Raw genomic sequence first — 21,443 nt, 5'->3', positions numbered from 1 at the left:
TAAAGGCGATACTGAGTATCGCCTTTATTGTTTCTAAAATTCAGAACTCTGCCTTCAACGCGAAGTGATGATCGGATAATCACCATTGACGAGCTCTTGAACAAATGCGGACCCAGCGCCAGTGTGCGTAATCCAAACTTTCTCTTTCGCACGCGTAATCGCCACGTAAAACAGCCTGCGCTCTTCTGCGTGAGGGAATTTGTCTTTGGACTCGGTCAATGCGCCATCAATGTGAATTTGCTTCTTCTTCGCAGGGAACTGCCCCTCATCCACAGAAAGAATAATGACAAAATCAGCCTCTCGCCCTTTACTCGCATGGCAAGTCATAAAACGAATATCGAGATTAGGAAAACGTCGCAACCAATCGTCATACAAGTCGGGCTTATGATAATGATTACGTCCTAACAATAAGACTGACTTGGTTTGCTTGGCTTGTTGATTCAATTGATCCAAGATCTTTTCAACTTGGTTACTCGGTGCGGTATGCACACTCTTCTGCTTACGTTGCTTGTGGCTATTTAGTGTTTTCGGCAATTGCGATGGGTTTTGCTGCACAAAAGTGTTTGCCACATCGCCAATCTGATTGTTGAAACGATAAGTCGTATCTAGATGATGAACGGTAGAGTGAGCAAAGCGCTCTTTAAACCCAGTGATAAGATCGACGTCCGCACCAGCAAACTGATAGATGGCCTGCCAGTCATCACCAACCGCAAACAACGTCGCACCCGCTTGTTTCTGAGTGGATTCACACAGTGCTTCAATCAGCGCTAAACGGTCTGGAGAGATATCTTGGTACTCATCGACCATAATGAAGCGCCATGGAGAGACAAATTTCCCTTTATTTACATAATCTGTCGCACGACTGATCATGGTAGGGAAATCCACTTGATTGCTTTCTTTAAGCATTTTCTGCCACGCCGTAAAACATGGCCAACACAAGGCGAGTTCGCTGTTTAAACGAGTATAGTCTTGGTGATTTACCAACTTTTCTTGCACTTGCTTTTTGGTTAGCCCTACCGCAGCTAAGTGAGACAACTGAGAGTCTAGCCACGCGATCAGTTTTGGGTTTTCTGAGTGACTTCCTAACTCATCGTCCCCTTTTAAATAGGCAATCGGCCATTTGTCTAAATGTTTTTGCCAACGTTTAAAGTTAGTAGGCGTCATCCAATGCTTTTTCAGCCAATCTACACACCATGCCGTTCGCTGGTTGTCATCTAACGCCAACGGACTGATCTCAACAGGCTGTTGCTCAACTTGATTAAGTATATATAAGCCTAGTTGATGGAACGTATTCACACGCACACCGTCTGCGGCCATGCCTACTTTATCCACTAAACGCTCTTTCATTTCAGTCGCGGCATCACGACCGAAAGCCAGCATAAGCAACTCTTCTGCTTGAGCCTGGTGGCTTTGCAACAAGTATGCAACTCGAGCCGTTAAAACACTGGTTTTGCCAGAGCCAGCGCCAGCAAGGACTAAGTTGTGATCATCGTTAAGCAACACCGCATATTGCTGGGATAAGTTTAAAGGCGAAGATTCTATGCGATTAAACAGCACTTCCCAATTCGGACGTTCTTCCTCAAGCCAATCACGATTACGCTCACCAAGCGTCGCAGACGTATCAATAAGCCAAGGTTCGATTTCCGCCATGCGATTCGGCATCCGCATTTTGGCTTCTTCTAGAGTGGTTTTCATTTCGCTTAACTCTTGGTTAAGACTTTCCACCCAGGAGACCACTTGAGAGTGCGATAGATAGGCAGGAAGATGCTTAAGTTTGTAGAGCTCTTCTTCCCACTTAGGTAGATACTCAGCCAGTTTTCGGCACTGAGTATTGTGCCATTCTTGATACTGACGAACAGCTTCAAGAGCAAACTTACGGCATTGTGGCCACGGTAGCCCTTGTACTAGCCAGCTTTGTTGTTTGCCTTCGTGCTCGTGAGCAAAAAACTGCAAAGAGCTCCATAACAACCCACGCTTTACGCTAACTTTGCCATTCCAGATCGTAAAAGGAATATGTTCTTCACTGCCTATTGAGCTTAATAAAACACTGTTCTCTTTTATTTCGACGTGATGGTACTCATTTTGAATAAAAAACTGTGCTTTGCTAGTGGCAGTGAGCTGCATGAAACGTGCGCCTTTTAATTTAGAAGTTGTCGATTTATATCATTTTAAGGTGCCAAATTGTAGCAATGGCGAGCACCTAAGTAAGCATCTTCTTTTATTCTTTAATAAAATTCACATTACTGTCGATTTAGTAACCTAAAGCTCATTCTATTTGAAGCTGACTTTACAATTATAGACACATTGCGTGGCTGCTTTAGTATAAGTCAATGACATCCCTGTTGATTTTATCAGCAACAACGAATTTTTCTTAAAGTAAATCATAAACGCGCTATAGTGGGTTTGGTAGTATTCCCCCGTTCTTCATCGGAAACATAAGGCGCATTGTGCAAGCAACTTCTAAATTTCGGCTCTATTGGGCAAACAAGACCATAAATTACAGCGTTCTTATCCTAATCACCTTACTGGGTGTGGTTATCCCGACTTGGTACTTCGAGCAAAACACGCTGATCACGCCGCTAATATTGGGCGTTATTGCTGCTGCTTTGGCAGAGAGTGATGATAGTTTCACAGGGCGAATCAAGGCGCTGATTCTGACCTTTCTCTGTTTTGCGCTCGCCGCTTTCTCAATTGAAATCTTATTCGACACCCCTTGGGCATTTGCATTAGGGTTATTTATCTCAACCTTTGGTTTTATCATTCTTGGAGCGATAGGTCCTAAATATGCGAGCATTGCTTTTGGCTCTTTGCTGATCGCCATTTACACCATGCTTGGCGCACATGAAAGTACTAACATTTGGTTTCAGCCACTGCTGCTTTTAACTGGTGCTGCTTGGTATTACTTCATGTCGATGATTTGGCAGATATTTTGGCCTCTTCAGCCTGTACAACAAAGCTTAGCCAATGTGTTCTTCCAAATGGCAAATTATCTCGATGCGAAAGCCAAGCTTTTTCACCCTGTCACCAACCTAACGCCACAGCCACTTCGGATTGAAGCTGCCAAGTGCAACGCAGCGACGGTGATGGCGCTAAACGCTTGCAAAGCCACATTACTAAACCGCTCGAAACGCGGCCACATTGATGGCCCTAGTGACCGATTCTTAAATATCTACTTCATCGCTCAAGACATCCACGAACGAGTCAGCTCTAGCCATTACCGCTATCAAGATTTAGCAACTGAATTTGAACGTTCTGATGTGCTGTTTCGCTTTAAATATCTTTTGGAATCTCAAGCCCAAGCGTGTCGCGATATTGCATTAGCGATTCAGCTAGGGAATGAATACTCACATACCGATCAGTCCATCTTGGCCTTAGCTGAAGTGCAAAATTCACTTGCTTACTTAGAAGAACAAAAGCAAGGACACTGGAAACGTCTGCTAATGCAGTTAACATATTTATTCAATAACTTAGCGACGGTAGAAAAGCAACTGAATAACATTAACAACCCAGATGTTGAGGGCCTAGAGGAAGATACGCTCGCCGATACTAACCCGCACACATTAAAAGCCATGTGGCAACGTATATCCGCGAATTTACACAAAGATTCGATGCTGTTTCGACACGCATTGCGTATGTCGATTGCCTTGACGATTGGTTATGGAATCATTCAAGTATTCAACATCGACCGAGGTTACTGGATACTCTTAACCACTCTCTTCGTGTGTCAGCCGAACTACAGCGCAACACGTCAAAAACTGACAGCGCGAGTCATAGGCACATTAGCTGGTTTGTTAATTGGCGTACCATTACTGACTTTCTTCCCTTCTCAAGAAAGCCAGTTAGTATTCATCGTTATTTCTGGCGTGATGTTTTTCGCCTTTCGGATGAACAATTACGGATACGCAACCGGTTTTATCACACTACTGGTCCTCTTCTTATTCAACCAGTTAGGTGAAGGTTACGCGGTTGTGCTTCCTCGACTAGCTGATACCCTCATCGGGTGTGTGCTTGCTGTAGGAGCCGTGCTGGTTATTTTGCCAGATTGGCAATCAAGAAGGCTGCACAAAGTCATGTCGGATGCGATAGATGCTAACAAACAGTACCTCGATCAGATCATTGGTCAGTATCGAATTGGTAAAAAGGACAACTTGAGCTATCGCATTGCTCGTCGTCAAGCCCATAACAGTGATGCCTCACTTTCTTCTGCCATCAGTACAATGCTTGCGGAACCTGGTAAATATCGTGCTGCCGTTGATGAGAGCTTCCGCTTCTTAACGTTAAATCACGCAATGCTGAACTATATTTCTGCTCTTGGTGCGCACCGAACTCGCATTGAAGATGAGTCAATTCATAAGCTCGTTTTAGATGCACACCGCTGTATTCATCAGCATTTAGACGTCCTCCATAAACAGCTTCACCAGCATTGCGAAGAGTGCGATTTATCTAATATTGACGACGCAGGACTTGAGCAACGCTTGAATGAGTGGCGAGATGAAGATGATAGTTCCGCTCGCATGGTACTGCAGCAACTTCACCTTATCTATCGCATGCTCCCAGAGCTACATTCACTTGCCAGTAAGTTTGCAGTGAGGGTGAACTAGTAACACACGCATATAAAAGGGAAGCGAATTGTCGCTTCCTTTTTTCTTTCTACTTTTCTATCCACCCCAAAGTGGGTAATTATGTACCTTCATAGGAAAAATCTGACGTATCACTTAACACACCTTGACAATGTTCGGACAAAAAGCAATCGATCAAATTCTAATCTATCTAGATTGAATAAATATGTTGTATCCAAAGGACGAAGAATTTCGGGAAATGAAGGATAAACCGAATTACAACGAGGGTATTGAGATGAACGCACAACAATTTAATGAACTTAAACAAAAGCTCAGTGATTTAACGGCGAGTCAGTTGAAATCATTACAGGGTGAGATAAGCGTAAAGTTAAACAAAACACAAAACCCAGTACTTTCTGTTGAAGAAAGAGAAATGCTTTCTAAACTGTTTGCTTAATCAAATCATTGATATAAAACACTTGAACGTTTTATAAACTCCACCTATGCTCTCATTAGCATAGTATTGGGAGTGGTGATATGCCTGTATCAGGAATTCAATCTGGGCACCAAATTCTTCAGATGTCACAGCAGATGGCTGAAAAAGCCGCGCATGGTATTAATGATAATTTAGGTAAAGTGAAAGAAGAGATCGCTTCTCACAACATCGATTTGGCTAAAGTGGCAGATGTCGCAATAACCGCTTCAACTCCTAGCCTCCCTTCTCAAAAAGTTGAATCACTCATCAACCTTACGCAAGCTGCAGGTTACAACCGAGTGGGTGCGTCCGTCATTGAGAAAAACAATGAAGTCATTGGCAGCTTACTCGATATTCACGTCTAAAACTTCTTAGTTCCGACCTGTCACTACAAATCCGTAACAAGCCCTCTTTTGCTACCTAATGTTGTGCTATTTCGATTCAATAAGTCTCGATAAAAACCAATAACTCCCAATAAAAACGGACGCCTTGTTAAAGCCGCCCGTTTTATGTTGAATCCAAATTTATCCGTTATCAATAACACCGTGATTCAGCAATGACTCTACAATCTCATTGGAGCTAAGACCGTTGAAGTCTATCGATGTACCTAAGTTTTCCACAACAATGGTTTGCTGGACATTTGCATCCGTCGTAATGTTCAGAGAAACATTTTCTGTTGATGCGTCGTAATCGGCTTGAATGTGCGCAAGTAAATCATCAATACCTGCCGTTGGATCATTCAAATCAGCGATCACGTCTTTGAGGTCAATGGTGTCCTCATTAACGCTAAAGTCAGTGATGGTGTCAATCGCACCATTATCCACCGTGTCTTCTGTCCATTTAAAGATATCGCTACCCGCACCACCAGTCAGAATATCAGAGCCTAGTCCGCCGATAAGCACGTCATCTCCATCTCCTCCTAGGATATAATCATCTCCCGTACCTGCTGCTAAAGTAATGCCTGCATCACTACCAATAAGATAGCTGTCTTCACTTTCAGCTGACTGATCAATATCTTGACTATTTAGTGTAACGTTTAGATTAATGTCTAATGGCGTTGAATACGCTTGGTCACCATTTGATGCAGTAGAAACCGCAGTCAATGTAATATCGTAATCTCCCGGGATCGCATTATTGATGTGTAGCGTATCAATTTCATCTTCTGGAACAGTCCATGTTGTACCATCAAAGCTGATATTCGATGTTGTGGCCTCACTCGTGATAGTGGCTCCTCTTGGCACGCCTGTGAGCTCTAAGGCCAGTACTTCATCGACATCGGTCAACGCAGCCATAATACCCACCAGCGCGATGCCTTGACGGCTTGCACTTTGACTCGCACTAATTCTTTGAATGTAACTAAAGCTCTGATCAATGGCCAGGTTTGGTACGTCAGCGACAGGCGTTACGTTAATATCAAACGTTTCTGACGTTTGTAGTGAGGTACCCGTTAAGTTGTCATAGAAGATACCGTTGTCATCAGCGGTAACGGTAAGCGCAATAGAATTGCTGTTCACGTCACTGGCATCAATAAATACACCGACATCCGGATCCGTCGAAGCGAAAAGACTATTAAGCTGAGACAAAGTCCCCATCAGTACAGTTTCACCTGCTAAACCAACGCCTTGAGTAATGCCACTCCCCGCCGGGACAACGACACTTATATCACCCTCATCGATGCTGAGTGACACCGTCATGATTTCATTCTCATGAACACCTGCAAAATCAACATCGGTAATTTCGATACCTGAGATTTTTTGATCCGATGACTCCACAATCGTATTTGTGACCATTGAGCCATCAATCTCCGGAGCATCGTTAATCGCCTGCACTGTCATCACGGCTGAGCCACTGACGGTCTTCGGATCCGAGACGCCATTGGTCATGCCATCATCCGTAATATCGTAATTAAAGCTTACATCCCCGTAAAAATCAGGAGCAGGTTCAAAGCTCCACTCCGTTGAGCTCAGTTGAGTAAGCGTCCCTGCTGCAGGGTCGACAAGCGTAACATTGCTAACGGTTAAATTGTCCGACTCAATATCAACCGCATTAACCAGCAAGTCCGCTGCGGTCATAATAACAGCGCCGCTGTCTTCATCAATACTTGTCAGCGTCACTTCCGATGTTGTTGGCGCATCATTCACCTCTGTGACTTCAATTACAAATTGGCTGCTATTTGAATTGAGTGTTTCATCGACACCGCTAATCACAATCCCTTCGTTGCCTTGGTCATCGACAGAGATGTCGACATTGACGTTACCAAAGAAGTTAAGCGCTGGGTTAAACTCCACTAAACCATCAGCGATAGCGGCGTTAAGGTCAGATACGGTTCCTTTCAGTTCAATTGAACCCGTACCGTCTCCAGAAACCGTCAATCCGTAATTGGCAATAATCGATGGATTGAGCACCAAGTAACCGCTATCGACAGCAATATTCAAGACATACTCTGCGGTAGGATCATCAAGTACCGCATCCACATCCGAAATACCAAATGTATCCAGCAGGATAGCGTTGTCTTCTGGTGTTTCAACGTCAATGACATTCGCGAACTCCGGTCGATCATTCACCGCTTCAACATCAACAGCTACGTCAAACTCCTCGGCTGAACCTAAACTTTGGCGACCATCGAGCCCGGTATCAACCGCTTGCACTTTGAAATGCAGTGACCCTCCCCATGAGTTATCGTTTCGATCACCAGAATTAAAGACCACTTGATCCAAATCTTGAGCATCGATTTCTAATACGAAGACGCCATTTCCTTGGTCAGTAAACACCGTTCCATCAGGTAATGAAACACTCGCCCCATCAGGGACATTTGAAATCTCAACTCTCAGCGTCTCTGGATCATTTTCCTGGTAGGTTGCGCCATCTCCGATGGACTCTTTGTTATCAACCACCAACGCATTGACGTTGATAACAATATCTTCTCCCTCATTCCCCGCAGCTGAAGTATCAGGATTCACATCAACATCATCGCCAATAGGATTCACAACCAGCGTAAAGTTATTAGTTCGCTCAGTTGGTACTTGTAACAATTCTTCTTGGATGAACACGGTAATTCCAATCTCTGCCTCACCACTGAAGTTTTTCGGCGGTTTGATTTGGATGTCACTCAAATCAACGGATGTCTGAGTAAGGTCTTTTAGCTGAATACTCCATTCTCCTCCGCCGTTGTTCTTAACAACATAATCAGAGGAATTGGATTGCACGACAAAGTCATCAGGGATCCCTGTTAACTTGAGTGAAACGAAACTTTCAGAGCCATCATTATCGTTTAAGCTGATCGAAACCCCTGAGCCCGATTGATTCAACGAAATTAAAGTATCTTCGTCACCAATCACCGTGATTGGCTGCGTCGGATCGGCACCTGTAATGGTAATGTCATCAACGACTGGCGTAACTTCAAATGTGACATCGTCAGTGAAGGTTCTCACATCTATATTATCGCCAGAGTTATTCAAGATAGACTGATCAAACACAGCTTCATCAGTAATTTCTCCCTCGATATTAATCTTGACGGTATTTTGGCCACCACCTACGGGGTAATTTTCTTTTGGCTTAAACAGAACATTGTCAAGCGCACCAGCTAAAATCTCAGCTTCATTAAACTCAATACTGGTTCCTAAGCTGTTACCATTGGCATCAACAAACTCACCTAATGTTGTGTCATCAAGCTCTAACTTGATGTTCGTTAGTGTTTCTCGACCACCTTGAGTGTTGTTAAATTGATCGGCAAAATCAACACTCAAGTTAAGTTGGATTAAGCCATCTTCGTAACCGACACCATCCGCCGTGGGAACGTCGTTATTTAGATCAGTTACAGGTTGTTTGTTTGCATCCAAGCCGAAAGTACCAACGATATCTACTTTTACATTCGGTGTGACATCGCTATCCAACGGCTGATCCCCGGCTGAACTCGGAACGTCTGCAACCGGTAAAACCTGAACTGGAAACTGGACATTATTTTCTTTTTCATCACCGGACTCAGTGTCTTTAGTGACGAACCGAATTGGTAATTCGAAATCACCTGCGTAATCTTCTGCCAAGTGCATCGTCAAACCATCAAGGCCAGTAATATTTCCACTCGCATCGATATGGGCTTGGAACACGTATTTGCCATTGACAAAGTCGATATCCGTCCCCGTAATCACCAAACCAGGAGGAATGCCAGGAGCTGAAGGATCGACGATAATAGTCAAGACATCCTCCACGCCATCTGCATTAATCGCATCAACTTTCGACGTTAACTGAGCACCAAGGTTGATAGAATTATCTTCCAACGCTTGAATTTGGACATCATCAGCCACCTGAATCTCTGCCGCTACACTCATTTGTGGTGTGAGAACGGTAGGAAATTCAAGTGTCACATCCGTTTGGCGCATGACAGTCGCATCTTTTTCGTTGCCCAAATCTTCGCCCAAATCATTCACTTCTGCGTAAATGGTTAAGCCAATTTGAGAGAGACCGCCGTTATCGCCATCGTCGCTGTCATCATTTGGTGTTAAATCAAGACCAGACGGCGCTTTAATTGAGAAGTTATCTTCATTGGTTACTGTCCAACGACCTCCACCTTCATTTAGTGCACCGACGATAACCAATTGGTTGAGGATCTCAGGGTCCACATTGTGAAATTGAACAACAAGTTGAGTCACCACTTCATCAGAAGACGCATCAAACTCTTGATATTTAATGATATGAGCACCAGATTCACCCCCCATAGAAGTGTTGATCGTAAAGTCAATGTTACCTTGATCGTCTGACTTCACGATATCGGTAGCACCACCACCATTTTCAGTGACAAGCAGACGGGTTTGGTCATCTATTGCCCCCGTTTTATCCTCTGGCTCAACGATTGGATTAACTTGGACATTCACCGTACCATTGATGGTTTTCTCAGCGATACCTTCACCGGGATTCGAAGCGTCAACATATTCATGGTCAATCTCTTTCACAGTGACGGTCGTGGTCAAGTCAAAGTCAGTACTTGAATCCTGCTCCAACTGGACTTGAACATAGCCACTTTGAGAGATTTTAGCGGAAAAATCTTGCTCTGATTCACCGGCTTGCGGTGAAAGCGTTAGTGTTCCAGAAACAAGCGTTTGTGCCACACCATCTACATAGACCGTGCTGCCTGGAGGAAATCCAGAGATGGTTACATCACTAAAGAATTCATCGGTATCAGGGCTTTGTACGAGCGTCGGTTTCCAATCGATGTCAAAGCGCGTATCTTCATCTCCCTCAGATCGAACAACGTAGTTATCTTGAGCGTCAATAACGGGTTCGACCTTGATCCTTACCTCTCTTTCAATCACACGACTATGACCATCATTTTCGGTAACAATGATCGTCCCTGTAATCGCAATGTTTTCGGTTGAAGAGGCTTCTGGAATAATTTGAATACCGGAATTAAAATTCAGCCCAGTGATGTTTGCTTCGTAAATCGGTTGACCGTTACCATCATAGCCAACAAAGGTGAGGTCAACGCTTGAACCGTCTGAATCTACGACACGAACACCATCGGGGATGTTGGACAGGATAACAGTAATGGCTTCTGAATCATCCAGAGGTCTATCGGCAACTTCACCTGATACAACCGAGAAGTTGAGGTTTACAACACCATTCTCTTCAATAGTCGTCTCTATCCCGGCCACATCTCCGTCTACGAATCGGTTCCAAACGTTCCCCGCGTCAATTAATACCGTGTCTGGTATGTCAGCAACACCTTTTACACCAACGATGACAGTCTTACTGCCCAGTGACAACACATCTTCTGTCGTACCGGTAGACAATGATGCTGTGTCTTTCACAATGCCTTCGACATTGAAAGTAAAGTCATCATTGCTGTGCAACGGAGGAAGAACTTCGACGTTCGCTAATTCAGACTCTGGCACTTCGTAATAAAGTATATTGCCGCCTGAATCGGTCACTTCTACTATCTGACTTGGGTTTGCTGAGTCCAGCCACACCAGAGTAACCCCATCAATTGAGAAGTTAGAAATGCGCACAAATAACGCTTCAGAACCATCTAAGTCCGCTGATGGTTTCATGGTGATCACTTCACTTAATTGGAGTGGGTCGTGATCAGTGACAGGGTCTACCGTATTTTGAGTTCGAGCATTATCCTCAAACACATTAATTCGGTTTACAGTAAAACTACCTTTATCCGCAACTGGGTTTACATCAATAATGATGGTTTCGGTTTCTGAGCGAGCGGTATCTTTCCCAAGCAGTGGATTGTTGTTTTCCGTCGTAATAGCGGTGACATCAATTCTGATTTCGCCCGAGAAGTTATCTATCGGATCAACTTGAACTTCATCAATTCGGCTTGCATCCACCAGATAAACACCACCGGATTTTGGTATCGCACTACCATCTGAATAGACTAACTCTGCGTTACCTTCTCCTTGTGTAAAGACAAGCTCGAACACAATGCCTTCAGGGTTACTAGTGTCTTGGGTTTCAGCCGTGATGTTAAGTGCGACATTGTTTCCATCTTCATCAACCGAGTAGTGAAATTCACTGTTTGCCGTCCACGTTGCAATATCTGCAACGGCAGCAACTTCAATGTCTAAACGACCATTAATCGTATGATCTGGCGTACCATTGTTAAGAATTTCCACGCGGATACGAGGATCGATACCAGAAGCATCGGTTGATGTATGACGATCTGGTACGAAGTACAAGTTATCTAGCGAGACAAGCTCACCATTGAATGACTGCTCAACATTTGATGCGTCGAGAACAACCGTATTGCCCACAGATGTTAATTCAATGTAGTTGCCACTGCCGTCTCTGTAGTAGAACGTACCGTTGTGAGTATCAGCATCTCGAATAGTGATGTCACCTAAGCTCTCGTTACGGTCGATATCATGTAAATTGATAACCAAGTCGACTTTCGCAGGGCTAACATCCAGCGTCGACAAGTTGTCCTGAGTATTTGCAGAGTCAACGCCCACAACGACACCATCACGCCCTTGGTCTTCGAACGCAGTAACGGTAGACGTGTCAATTTGCGCATTGCGGTCTCTTATCGAGATATCCACATCGGCATCTGCGATATCGCCATCGCCATCGGTTGCAACAACGTTTATGGTGAAATCAATCGAGTCGGTTTCGGTATGGTCAAGATCGTCATTCGGACGGAATGACACACTGCCATCGGTTCGAACAACCAAACGACCGATTTCAGTATCCACTCCGTCAAGAACCTTGTGAACGAACACAACTTGGTTGCTGCCGTTTAAATCAACAGAATCGGAATCAACACCGTTTTGCTTGAAGTAAATGCCTGAATCATCAGCCGAGAATGAAGTCACTTGTGCGCCGTCAGCACCAAGGTCATCATCCCCCTCTACAGGGTCTCGGAATAAACGAACCGTGCGGCTGCCTTGTCCCTCAACACGCGAAATAGATGCATCGTGCAAGGTTGGAACATCATCGGTAATCGTCACTGGTAAGTTAATACCGGCCGTATCGCCATCGACATCGGTCGCAAAGACTGGGAGATCAAGTATGAGTGTATCTTCGCCTTGAGTTGAGTGATCTAGCGCACCCTCAAGCGTAAACTTGTAAGAGCCGTCAGCGTTCAAAACTAGCGTGAACACTGAGTTACCATCAGGTGTTTGACCTTGATAAGTAAAGTTGTTGTTGCTTACCGCGGTTTGAACTAACGTCACCGCAAGACCACCTGAAGTGACTCCTGGTATCGGGTTAGAAGTAAGATCCAGCTGATAAGAGACAACGGTATCTGCCCCTTCCACCGTATCGAAATTGCCCGTTGCTTCTAGGCTGTCTTTGTTGGCTGCCTGGGAGCCGTTGGCAAGGTCATCCTCATCTACAGCCAAAGCATCTGCTGATTTAATTTCGGGAATGTCATCAACTACGGTAATTGGAAGATTCAGTGATGATGACGTGTCACCATCAAAGTCTGTTACTGTAATTGGAATATCAATGACAAGGTTGTTTTCACCTTGAACAGCGTCATGGTCGATTGGTCCCAACAGCTCAAATTGGTAGCTGTCATTATTCGCATCAAGAGACAGCGTGAAGATCTTAGTTGATGTGCCAGTAATAACCGCTTCGTAACTGGTTACTCCACCATTGGTGCCTACTAGATTCAACTCGATGCTGCTGCCGTTCGACGTTAAGCCTGACACGACGGCATCGAGGTCTGAAACTTGGTAGCTGACAATCTTGTCTGCACCAGCAACGACCTCAAATCCGCCGTTCAATACCGTAGAATCATTACTTGTCGTGTCAGAGCCACCGGAAAGATCATCTTCATCAACGGTTTGTTGGCTAGAGTCTGTCACTTTCACAATCGCTGGAACATCGTCCACCACGGTGATCGGCAAGGTGATGTTATTGGACACATCGCCGTCAAAATCGGTCGCGTTGACTGGGAAGTTGATGACTAACGAGTTTTCATCGTTACCCGCAGGATGATCAAGTGCACCCAACAGTTCAAATTCATAACTGTCTGCTGAACCATTTAGCGTCAGTTTAAAGACGGTGTCCGTCGTACCTTGTACATAAGCTCGGTACTCAATCACACCATTTGAATTTGAAAACTCAACCAACTCAAGCGGTTGACCACCTGAGGTAAGTCCAGAAACAGGCGACGTTAAGCTATCCAACTGGAAGCTAACGATAGAGTCGGCACCATCAGTAACGTCAAAGTTGCCACCAATGATATTGGATTCTGGCGTGTCGTCCGAACCTTGGCTCGGAATATCATCCTCATCCACAGACAAGGTACTACCAGAGCTAATAGCATCAATGGTTGGCTTGTCATCTACGATGGTCACTGGCAAGGTCGCAGTGATGATATCGTTGTCGCCATCCGTGATCTTCACAGGTAGATTCAACAAAATCTCATCAGAGTTAACCGCGTGATCTAACTGACCAGATAACTCAAAGTCGTATTTACCATCTTGATGAAGTGTCAACGTGAAGACCGTCACTCCACCCGGAGTTTGTCCCACGTAAACACGCGCGTCAGCAGTTGAAGCACCAACGTCTTGAGAAAGTGTTACCTCTTCTCCACCCGATTTCAGATTCGGGATAGGATTTGAGCTCAGATCCAATTCGAAAGCATCAATACCATCTGCGCTAGTGACTTCGAACTCACCTGATACCGTTAATGGCTCTTTCGTTCCATCAGAACCAAGAGGTAAGTCATCTTCGTCGACACGTAGACTTTCAATATTGGTAACAACTGGAACATCATCCACAACGGTAATTGGCAATGTGAAGGCTGGTGAAGTATCACCATCATTATCTGTCGCCGTCACAGGGAGGTTAATAACAATCTCGTTTTGCTGATTACCATCGGGATGATCAAGCGGCTTCTGTAAATCGAACTCATAGGAGTTGTTCGTTGCATCCAGCGTCAGTTCGAAAACCACTTCAGCAGGATTGCCAGCAACACCTTGGTATACGTTCACGCCATTTGCGCTAGAAGACAGAACTAAGGTGATAGCTTCACCATCTGAAGTCAGTGACGCAACAGGCGTGGTCAGGTCACTCAGCTGAATAGAAGCAACTTGGTCAGCACCTTCGGTGATATCAAAAGTACCTGAAATAACAGTATCTTCTGCACTTGCAGCATCCGTACCTGCTGGTAGGTCATCTTCATCAACGGTTTGTTCGCTGCCTGCTAGCAAACCATCAATGGTCGGAACATCATCCACAACCGTAATTGGTAAGGTGATGTTGTTCGACACGTCTCCATCAAAGTCAGTCGCGTTTATCGGTAAATTGATGACCAGTTCATTTTGGCCATCAGCATTTGGATGATCGAGAGGAGCAAGCAAATCGAACGTGTAGCTGTCATCAGAGGCATCAAGGGTCACACGGAATACTGGTGTCGTCGTGCCATCAATACGAGCTTCGTAAACTGAAACGCCACCTGCGTTTGATACTTCAACCATAACCAGAGATTGACCACCAGAGGTCAGGCCTTGTACTGGCGTCGTCAGGTCAGAAACGCTGTACTCCAAAATGCCATCAGAACCATCAGTCGCGATGAAGTTACCTGCAATGCTGTTCGACTGCGTACCATCAGATCCGACTGTTGGGATATCGTCCTCGTCAACCGTTTGCACACTTGTTGCTTCGATGCCACCAAGTGTCGGTTTGTCATCAACGATCTTGACAGGAATTGTCTCAGCAGACGTGTCGCCATCAAAGTCGGTTGCGATGATTGGGAAGTTCAGTGTCAGCTCGTCACTATCTACCGCGTGGTCGATTGGACCTTCTAGCGTGAAGTTATAAGAGCCATCGGTATTCACTGTCAGCGTAAAGACCGCTTCAGTCCCCGCTGTCGCTTCGTAAGTAAAGCTGCCATCAGCGTTTGCGGTTTCAGTCAGCGTGACTGCCACCCCTTGTGATGTGAGTCCAGCTACTGGTGTTGCAGAAGCATCGAGCTGATAGCTCACTACTCGGTCCGAGCCTTGTGTGGTGGTGAAGTTGCCATCGATTGAAATCGGGCCAGTCTGATCTGAGCCAATCGTACCTAAGTCATCTTCATCAACGGTAATCGCATCAACATCGGCAATGGTCGGTTTATCATCCACGATGGTGACTGGGATCGTTTCTGTGGTGGTATCACCATCAAAATCCGTTGCGATGATTGGGAAGTTCAGTGTCAGCTCATCACTGTCTGTCGCATGGTCAATTGGCCCCTGAAGCGTGAAGTTGTATGAACCATCCGTATTCACGGTCAGCGTAAATACGGCTTCAGTTCCTGCTGTCGCTTCATAAGTGTAGCTACCGTCGCCGTTTGCAGTTTCCGTCAGCGTCACTGCCACACCTTGCGATGTTAGGCCATCAACTGGCGTTGCAGCCGCATCCAATTGGTAGCTCACTACCCCATCAGAGCCTTGCGTTGTAGTAAAGTTGCCGTCGATTGAAATTGGATCTGAGCCGTCAGAGCCAATTGTCGCTAAGTCATCTTCATCCACGCGGATCGCGTCTACGTCGGTGATGGTTGGTTTATCGTCAACGATGGTGACAGGCAGTGTTTCTGCTGAGGTATCTCCATCAAAATCTGTTGCGATAATCGGGAAGTCGATTTGCAGGCTGTCGCTATTCACCGAATGGTCTAGTGGACCTTGCAGAGTAAAGGTGTAGCTGCCATCTGGCTTCACCACCAATTCAAATACGGCATTGCCATCTGCTGTGGCAGTGTAAGTAAAACTACCGTCGCCGTTAGCAGTTTCAGCAAGCACGACAGGCTCGCCATGAGAGGTCAACCCTGCTACTGGATTTGCGGTTGCATCAAGCTGGTATTTAACAACACTGTCTGAGCCTTCAGTTGTGGTGAAAGAGCCCGACATAAACGCATCATCGTTTTGGTCTGAGCCTATTGAGGCAAGGTCATCTTCGTCTACTGTTAGTGGGACAACGTTATCGATGGTTGGAACGTCATCAGTAATCGTGACTGGAATAGTCGCGGTTGTCGTATCGCCATCAAAGTCGGTTGCAATGATTGGGAAGTTCAGAACTAATTCATCGCTGTTTAGCGCGTGATCAACCGGGCCTTCCAGACGGAAGTTGTATGTACCGTCAGCATTCACATTCATGGTGAAGACAGGATCGCCATCCGCGGTAGCCACGTAAGTGAAGCTACCATCAGCATTCGCAGTCTCTACCAAGGTAACAGGCTCACCTTGAGAAGTTAAGCCTGCAACAGGATCAGAAGTTGAATCAAGTTGGTAGCTCACCACACGGTCTGAGCCTTGGGTAGTAGTAAACGCGCCTTCAACAAACACAGCGTCAGTTTGGTCTGAGCCAATTAAATCATCTTCGTCGACAGCCAGAGGCACGACATTATCGATGATTGGTGCATCATCCGTGATCGTAACTGGAATGGTAGCTGAAGTTGTATCACCATCAAAATCGGTGGCAACAATTGGGAAATCAATCGTCAGGCTGTCGCTATTTACTGCATGGTCAATCGGGCCTTGCAGCGTAAAGTCGTAAGTACCATCTGTTGCGACGTTTAACGTGAATACTGGATTGCCATCTGCGGTCGCAACATAGGTAAAGCTGCCATCACCATTCGCGGTTTCCACCAGGGTAATCGCCTCACCTTGAGAGGTCAGCCCCGCAACAGGATCAGCGGTTGAATCCAGTTGATAGCTCACAACTCGGTCAGAGCCTTGAGTGGTCGTAAACGCACCTTCAACAAACAGATCGCCGCCTGGGTCTGAGCCCACACCGCTAAGGTCATCTTCATCGACACTCAACGCATCAACCGCTGTAATAGTCGGTACATCATCAACAATCGTGACTGGAATGATTTCAGTTACTGTGTCGCCATCAAAGTCGGTGGCTATAATTGGGAAGTTCAGTGTCAACTCATCACTATCAACCGCATGATCAATTGGCCTTTCAAGCGTGAAGTTGTAAGTACCATCAGTATTCACAGTCAGCGTAAAGATCGCTTCAGAACCCGCTGTCGCTTCATAAGTGAAACTACCATCACCATTTGCGGTTTCTGTTAGCGTTACCGCCACACCTTGAGATGTTAAACCGTCCACCGGTGTTGATGAAGCATCGAGTTGGTAGCTCACCACACGGTCTGAGCCTTGCGTGGTTATGAAGCTGCCATCAATAGAAATTGGATTACTTTGGTCTGAACCGATTGATGCTAGATCATCTTCATCAACCGTAATGGCATCCACATCAGTAATAACTGGCTTATCGTCCACGATGGTGACAGGGATAGTGGCATTTGTGGTGTCGCCATCAAAGTCGGTTGCGATGATTGGGAAGTTGAGCGTCAACTCGTCGCTATCGACAGCATGATCAATTGGCCCTTCTAGCGTGAAGTTATAAGAGCCATCAGTGTTCACTGTCAGTGTAAAGACCGACTCAGTACCTGCTGTTGCTTGGTAGGTAAAACTGCCATCACCGTTTGCGGTTTCAGTTAGCGTGACTGCAACGCCTTGTGATGTAAGGCCGTCAACTGGTGTTGCAGAAGCATCGAGCTGATAGCTCACTACTCGGTCCGAGCCTTGCGTGGTAGTAAAGTTGCCATCGATTGGAATCGGATCAGTCTGGTCTGAGCCAATTGTTGCTAAGTCATCTTCATCAACGGTAATCGCATCAACATCGGTAATAGTCGGTTTATCATCCACGATAGTAACTGGCAGTAAGATTTGGCTTGTATCACCATCGAAATCTGTCGCAATAACGCTAAAATCAAGGGTTAAGCTGTCGCTATCTGCCGCATGGTCGATTGGACCTTCCAGCTCAAAACTGTACGAGCCGTCGGTATTCAAAATTAATGTGAAGACTGCGCTGCCATTTGCCGTTGCGCTGTAGGTATAGCTGCCGTCTGCATTTTGCGTTTCGGCGATGGAGACGGTTTGCCCTTGAGATTGTAGGCCATTTAAAGGATCAGCGTTTACATCCAACTGATACTGTACGACGCCATCAGAGCCCTGAGTTGTCGTGAACTGGCCTTCAACTAATGTTGGCTGTGATTGGTCAGAGCCTACCGAACTTAAATCATCTTCATCGACGGTAAGAGCAACAACGTCGTTAATGGTTGGCACATCATCAGCAATGGTAACTGGTAGAACAAGTGAACTGGTGTCACCGTCAAAGTCCGTTGCAACAATCGTGAAATCCAAGGTTAGGCTATCGCTACCCACAGCATGATCGATCGGGCCTTCAAGACTAAATGAATAAGAACCATCAGGGTTCACTTGTAAGGTGAAGATAGCGTCCCCTTCTGCCGTTGCAGAATAGGTAAAGCTGCCATCTGAGTTGGCTGTTTCCGTCAGAGAGATAGATCGACCCTGTGATTCCAACCCATTGAGTGGATCAGTTCCGCTCTCTAATTGATAACTTACAACTCGGTCTGAGCCCTGAGTTGTCGTGAACTGGCCTTCAACTAATGTTGGCTGTGATTGGTCAGAGCCTACCGAACTTAAATCATCTTCATCGACGGCCAGCGCATCAACGCCATCAATCGAAGGAACGTCATCTTGAACTTGAATGACAATTTGCGCCGCTTCTGGTGTGTTCGAACCTTCAGTAATCGAGGAGCGGTCGCCATCCGCATCTACCGCGTAAACTGGCAGTGAGAAAGTGAGCGAGTCATCGTTAGCACCCGTATGGTCGAGTTGTTCATACAAGTTGAATTGGTATTCGCCCAATACAGGGACATCAATCGCCACATCAAATACTGTGATACGCACGCCATCCAGCTCGATGAAACCCTCGTAAGTACGCACGCCGTTACTCTCGGACGCTAATTCTAGTTGAACAACCTGCCTTTGAGATTGGAGTTCTCCACCAACATTAAACTCTGTAGGTTCCAACTCATAATGGTCAATGATGTCACTACCGACCGCTGTCGTGATCGACCCAGTGCCACTTGTTACTACCGCGCCTTCCTGTGAACCTTGGTCAACACCCGCTTCGTCTAAAGACAATCCCGTCACGTTTTCAATCACTGGATTATCGCCATCAAGGATGGTTAACGTAAAGGTGTTGCTTGCCGTATCTTGGTCGAAATCGACGATTGTGGTTGGCAAAGAGAGCTTAATCGTATCTTCACCATTTGTTTGTTCTAACGGCTTAAATTGCTCAAATTGGTAGGTACCATCAGTGTTAAGATTGATAGTTAAAACGGTTTCATTAGAGCCAGCAATGGACAAGGTGATAGTGCTGCCGTCTTCAGAGAGTACCGCCTCTGTTGCCTGATTATCACTCAATAGGCCATCAAATTGACTAAGTCCTTCTTGATTAAATGTGCCCGTTGCCAATTGATCACTACCAATATCAACAAAGGTGCCAGTAATCGGAGTAGAAGAAGATTCAACGTTTTCGAAAGTAACGTTTTGCGGCGCCGGATCATCGCCATCAATAACGGTTGTCGTGAAATCGATAGGTGCTTGAATACTGTTACCACCAATATCTGCGCCTGTAATGTCAAAAGCGATATTGATTTGATCACCGGAGATGGAAACTTGACCATCAGCAACAGAAGCGACATGGTCAATGCCCTGGCTAATCGTGGTAACGACCTCTAACTCTAAATCACGGCCTAAAGATGTCGCTTCGATCTCTATACGAAGCACTTCGTTACCTTCTTGAGTGCCGATAATGGCATTTTGCGCTTCGTCATAAACGAACGCCACTGGCTGACCAGCAGAGGTAATATCACTATTTAGCTCGGTTAACAGAGACTCTAATGAGGACGTTTCAGGTACAAATGAAGCGGTATCAAGTGCGAGATCCCCTGCTTCAACCAGCACACTAGAAGAAATGGTTTGCGGATAGCTTGATAGAGAAATTGAGCCTTCTGTTACGCTAGATTGCAATGATTGTCCGCCATCGGCAAAGATAGTGACATCTAAATCATCAGCTTCATCGCGTTCTTCTACACCGCTACGAGTCGCTGACGTCTCAAAAAAGGTGGAGGCAAGTACTTCCGGATTATTATATTCAACGGTCACATAGCCAGCATTGGCTGAGCCTTCAGCGCCAGCACCAGCAGCCGTTGCTTCCAAAATAGCAGTCGGGTCAGCACCATCTAAAATGGCCTGTTGGATGGCCGCGACATCATTAGCGTCAAAGTTAGCACCTTCGATAGCTGTTGGATCGAAAGTAACCTGGCCATTAACTGGAGATTGCAGCAAGGTTTCTGGTTGTTCAAAAGAAGGTTCTGGAAGGCACGCGACACAATTAGCATCAACCAGATACAGCTCATTATGTATCTGTACATCAAGAGAAGCGTTATTTTCAGTAATGATCACTTCGCCAGATATTAACTCATCCCCCGCTTTTATAGACCTGACTTTTCCATCCAGACCTAAAACCAAGACTTCACCTTTGACAGCATTTACAATCGCGTTCTGCGGCACGGTTTGCGTACTCATCTGACCTCCGCTAATGGCCTACGTTTCCCATTAACCTTTTTAGATAGTTTTTAAATGATTTAGTGCGGCATACTGCACACCTTTAGACGATTAGACTAAGTATCAACTCATTAAACAATCGATAAATGGCGCACTAATGAGCAAAGTAAGTAAAACTTACTAGTAGTCACAGAAATGTGACACATGTCCTAACACCGCAATATCGATTAATTATATGAAATTGATATCTTATTCCGTATAAGTGTAGTCGTTTTAAAAAAGAAGATAGATGAAAACGCTCAGCTAAACGCCAAACTACCGGTTGCAATCAATAATGGAAGAAAAGCAATAAGAATGTTGTATACACCTGAACGTGATGACAACTTAATCAATATCGGTGACGAGAAAAACGTGACGATTAAATATTGAATGACATAAATCGTTGGACAAAATATAACCATAAAAATGTGGCTCACAATATGAATTCCCGAGCACCACGAATTCGGCTTTGTCCTGATATACAGTAAAAAAAAT

At 45.4% G+C, this 21,443-nt stretch carries 5 protein-coding genes; 3 read left to right on the top strand and 2 right to left on the bottom strand.

Annotated features, from left to right (window positions below; all coding sequences use genetic code 11):
* Positions 1-54: 54 nt before the first annotated feature.
* A complete protein-coding gene (helD, locus tag NDJ01_RS22030; protein ID WP_006742784.1) occupies positions 55-2,124 on the bottom strand; it encodes a DNA helicase IV in 2,070 nt (689 codons plus the stop codon).
* A gap of 323 nt (positions 2,125-2,447) precedes the next feature.
* Here helD and yccS point away from each other — a divergent pair, with 323 nt between their 5' ends.
* From yccS to NDJ01_RS22015, 3 genes are all read left to right on the top strand, one after another.
* Positions 2,448-4,601 (top strand): YccS family putative transporter, encoded by a 2,154-nt coding sequence (gene yccS / locus NDJ01_RS22025; protein WP_005396670.1) that lies wholly within the window; start codon positions 2,448-2,450, stop codon positions 4,599-4,601.
* A 184-nt stretch (positions 4,602-4,785) separates the two neighbouring features.
* On the top strand, positions 4,786-5,016 hold the full coding sequence (locus NDJ01_RS22020) for a hypothetical protein (RefSeq protein WP_041853076.1): 231 nt from the start codon (positions 4,786-4,788) through the stop codon (positions 5,014-5,016).
* An 80-nt stretch (positions 5,017-5,096) separates the two neighbouring features.
* The gene (locus tag NDJ01_RS22015; RefSeq protein WP_104972471.1) at positions 5,097-5,399 is read left to right on the top strand and encodes a hypothetical protein; all 303 of its coding nucleotides are present in this window, start codon (positions 5,097-5,099) and stop codon (positions 5,397-5,399) included.
* Positions 5,400-5,558: 159 nt separating this feature from the next.
* Here NDJ01_RS22015 and NDJ01_RS22010 read toward each other — a convergent pair whose 3' ends face one another.
* Positions 5,559-20,930: a retention module-containing protein gene (locus NDJ01_RS22010; RefSeq protein WP_258587350.1), complete on the bottom strand. Its 15,372-nt coding sequence runs from the start codon at positions 20,928-20,930 to the stop codon at positions 5,559-5,561.
* Positions 20,931-21,443: the final 513 nt, after the last annotated feature.

This window comes from Vibrio sp. HS-50-1, assembly GCF_024747315.1.
Taxonomy (GTDB): domain Bacteria; phylum Pseudomonadota; class Gammaproteobacteria; order Enterobacterales; family Vibrionaceae; genus Vibrio; species Vibrio diabolicus.
This window is presented reverse-complemented; position numbering and strand designations above follow the sequence as displayed.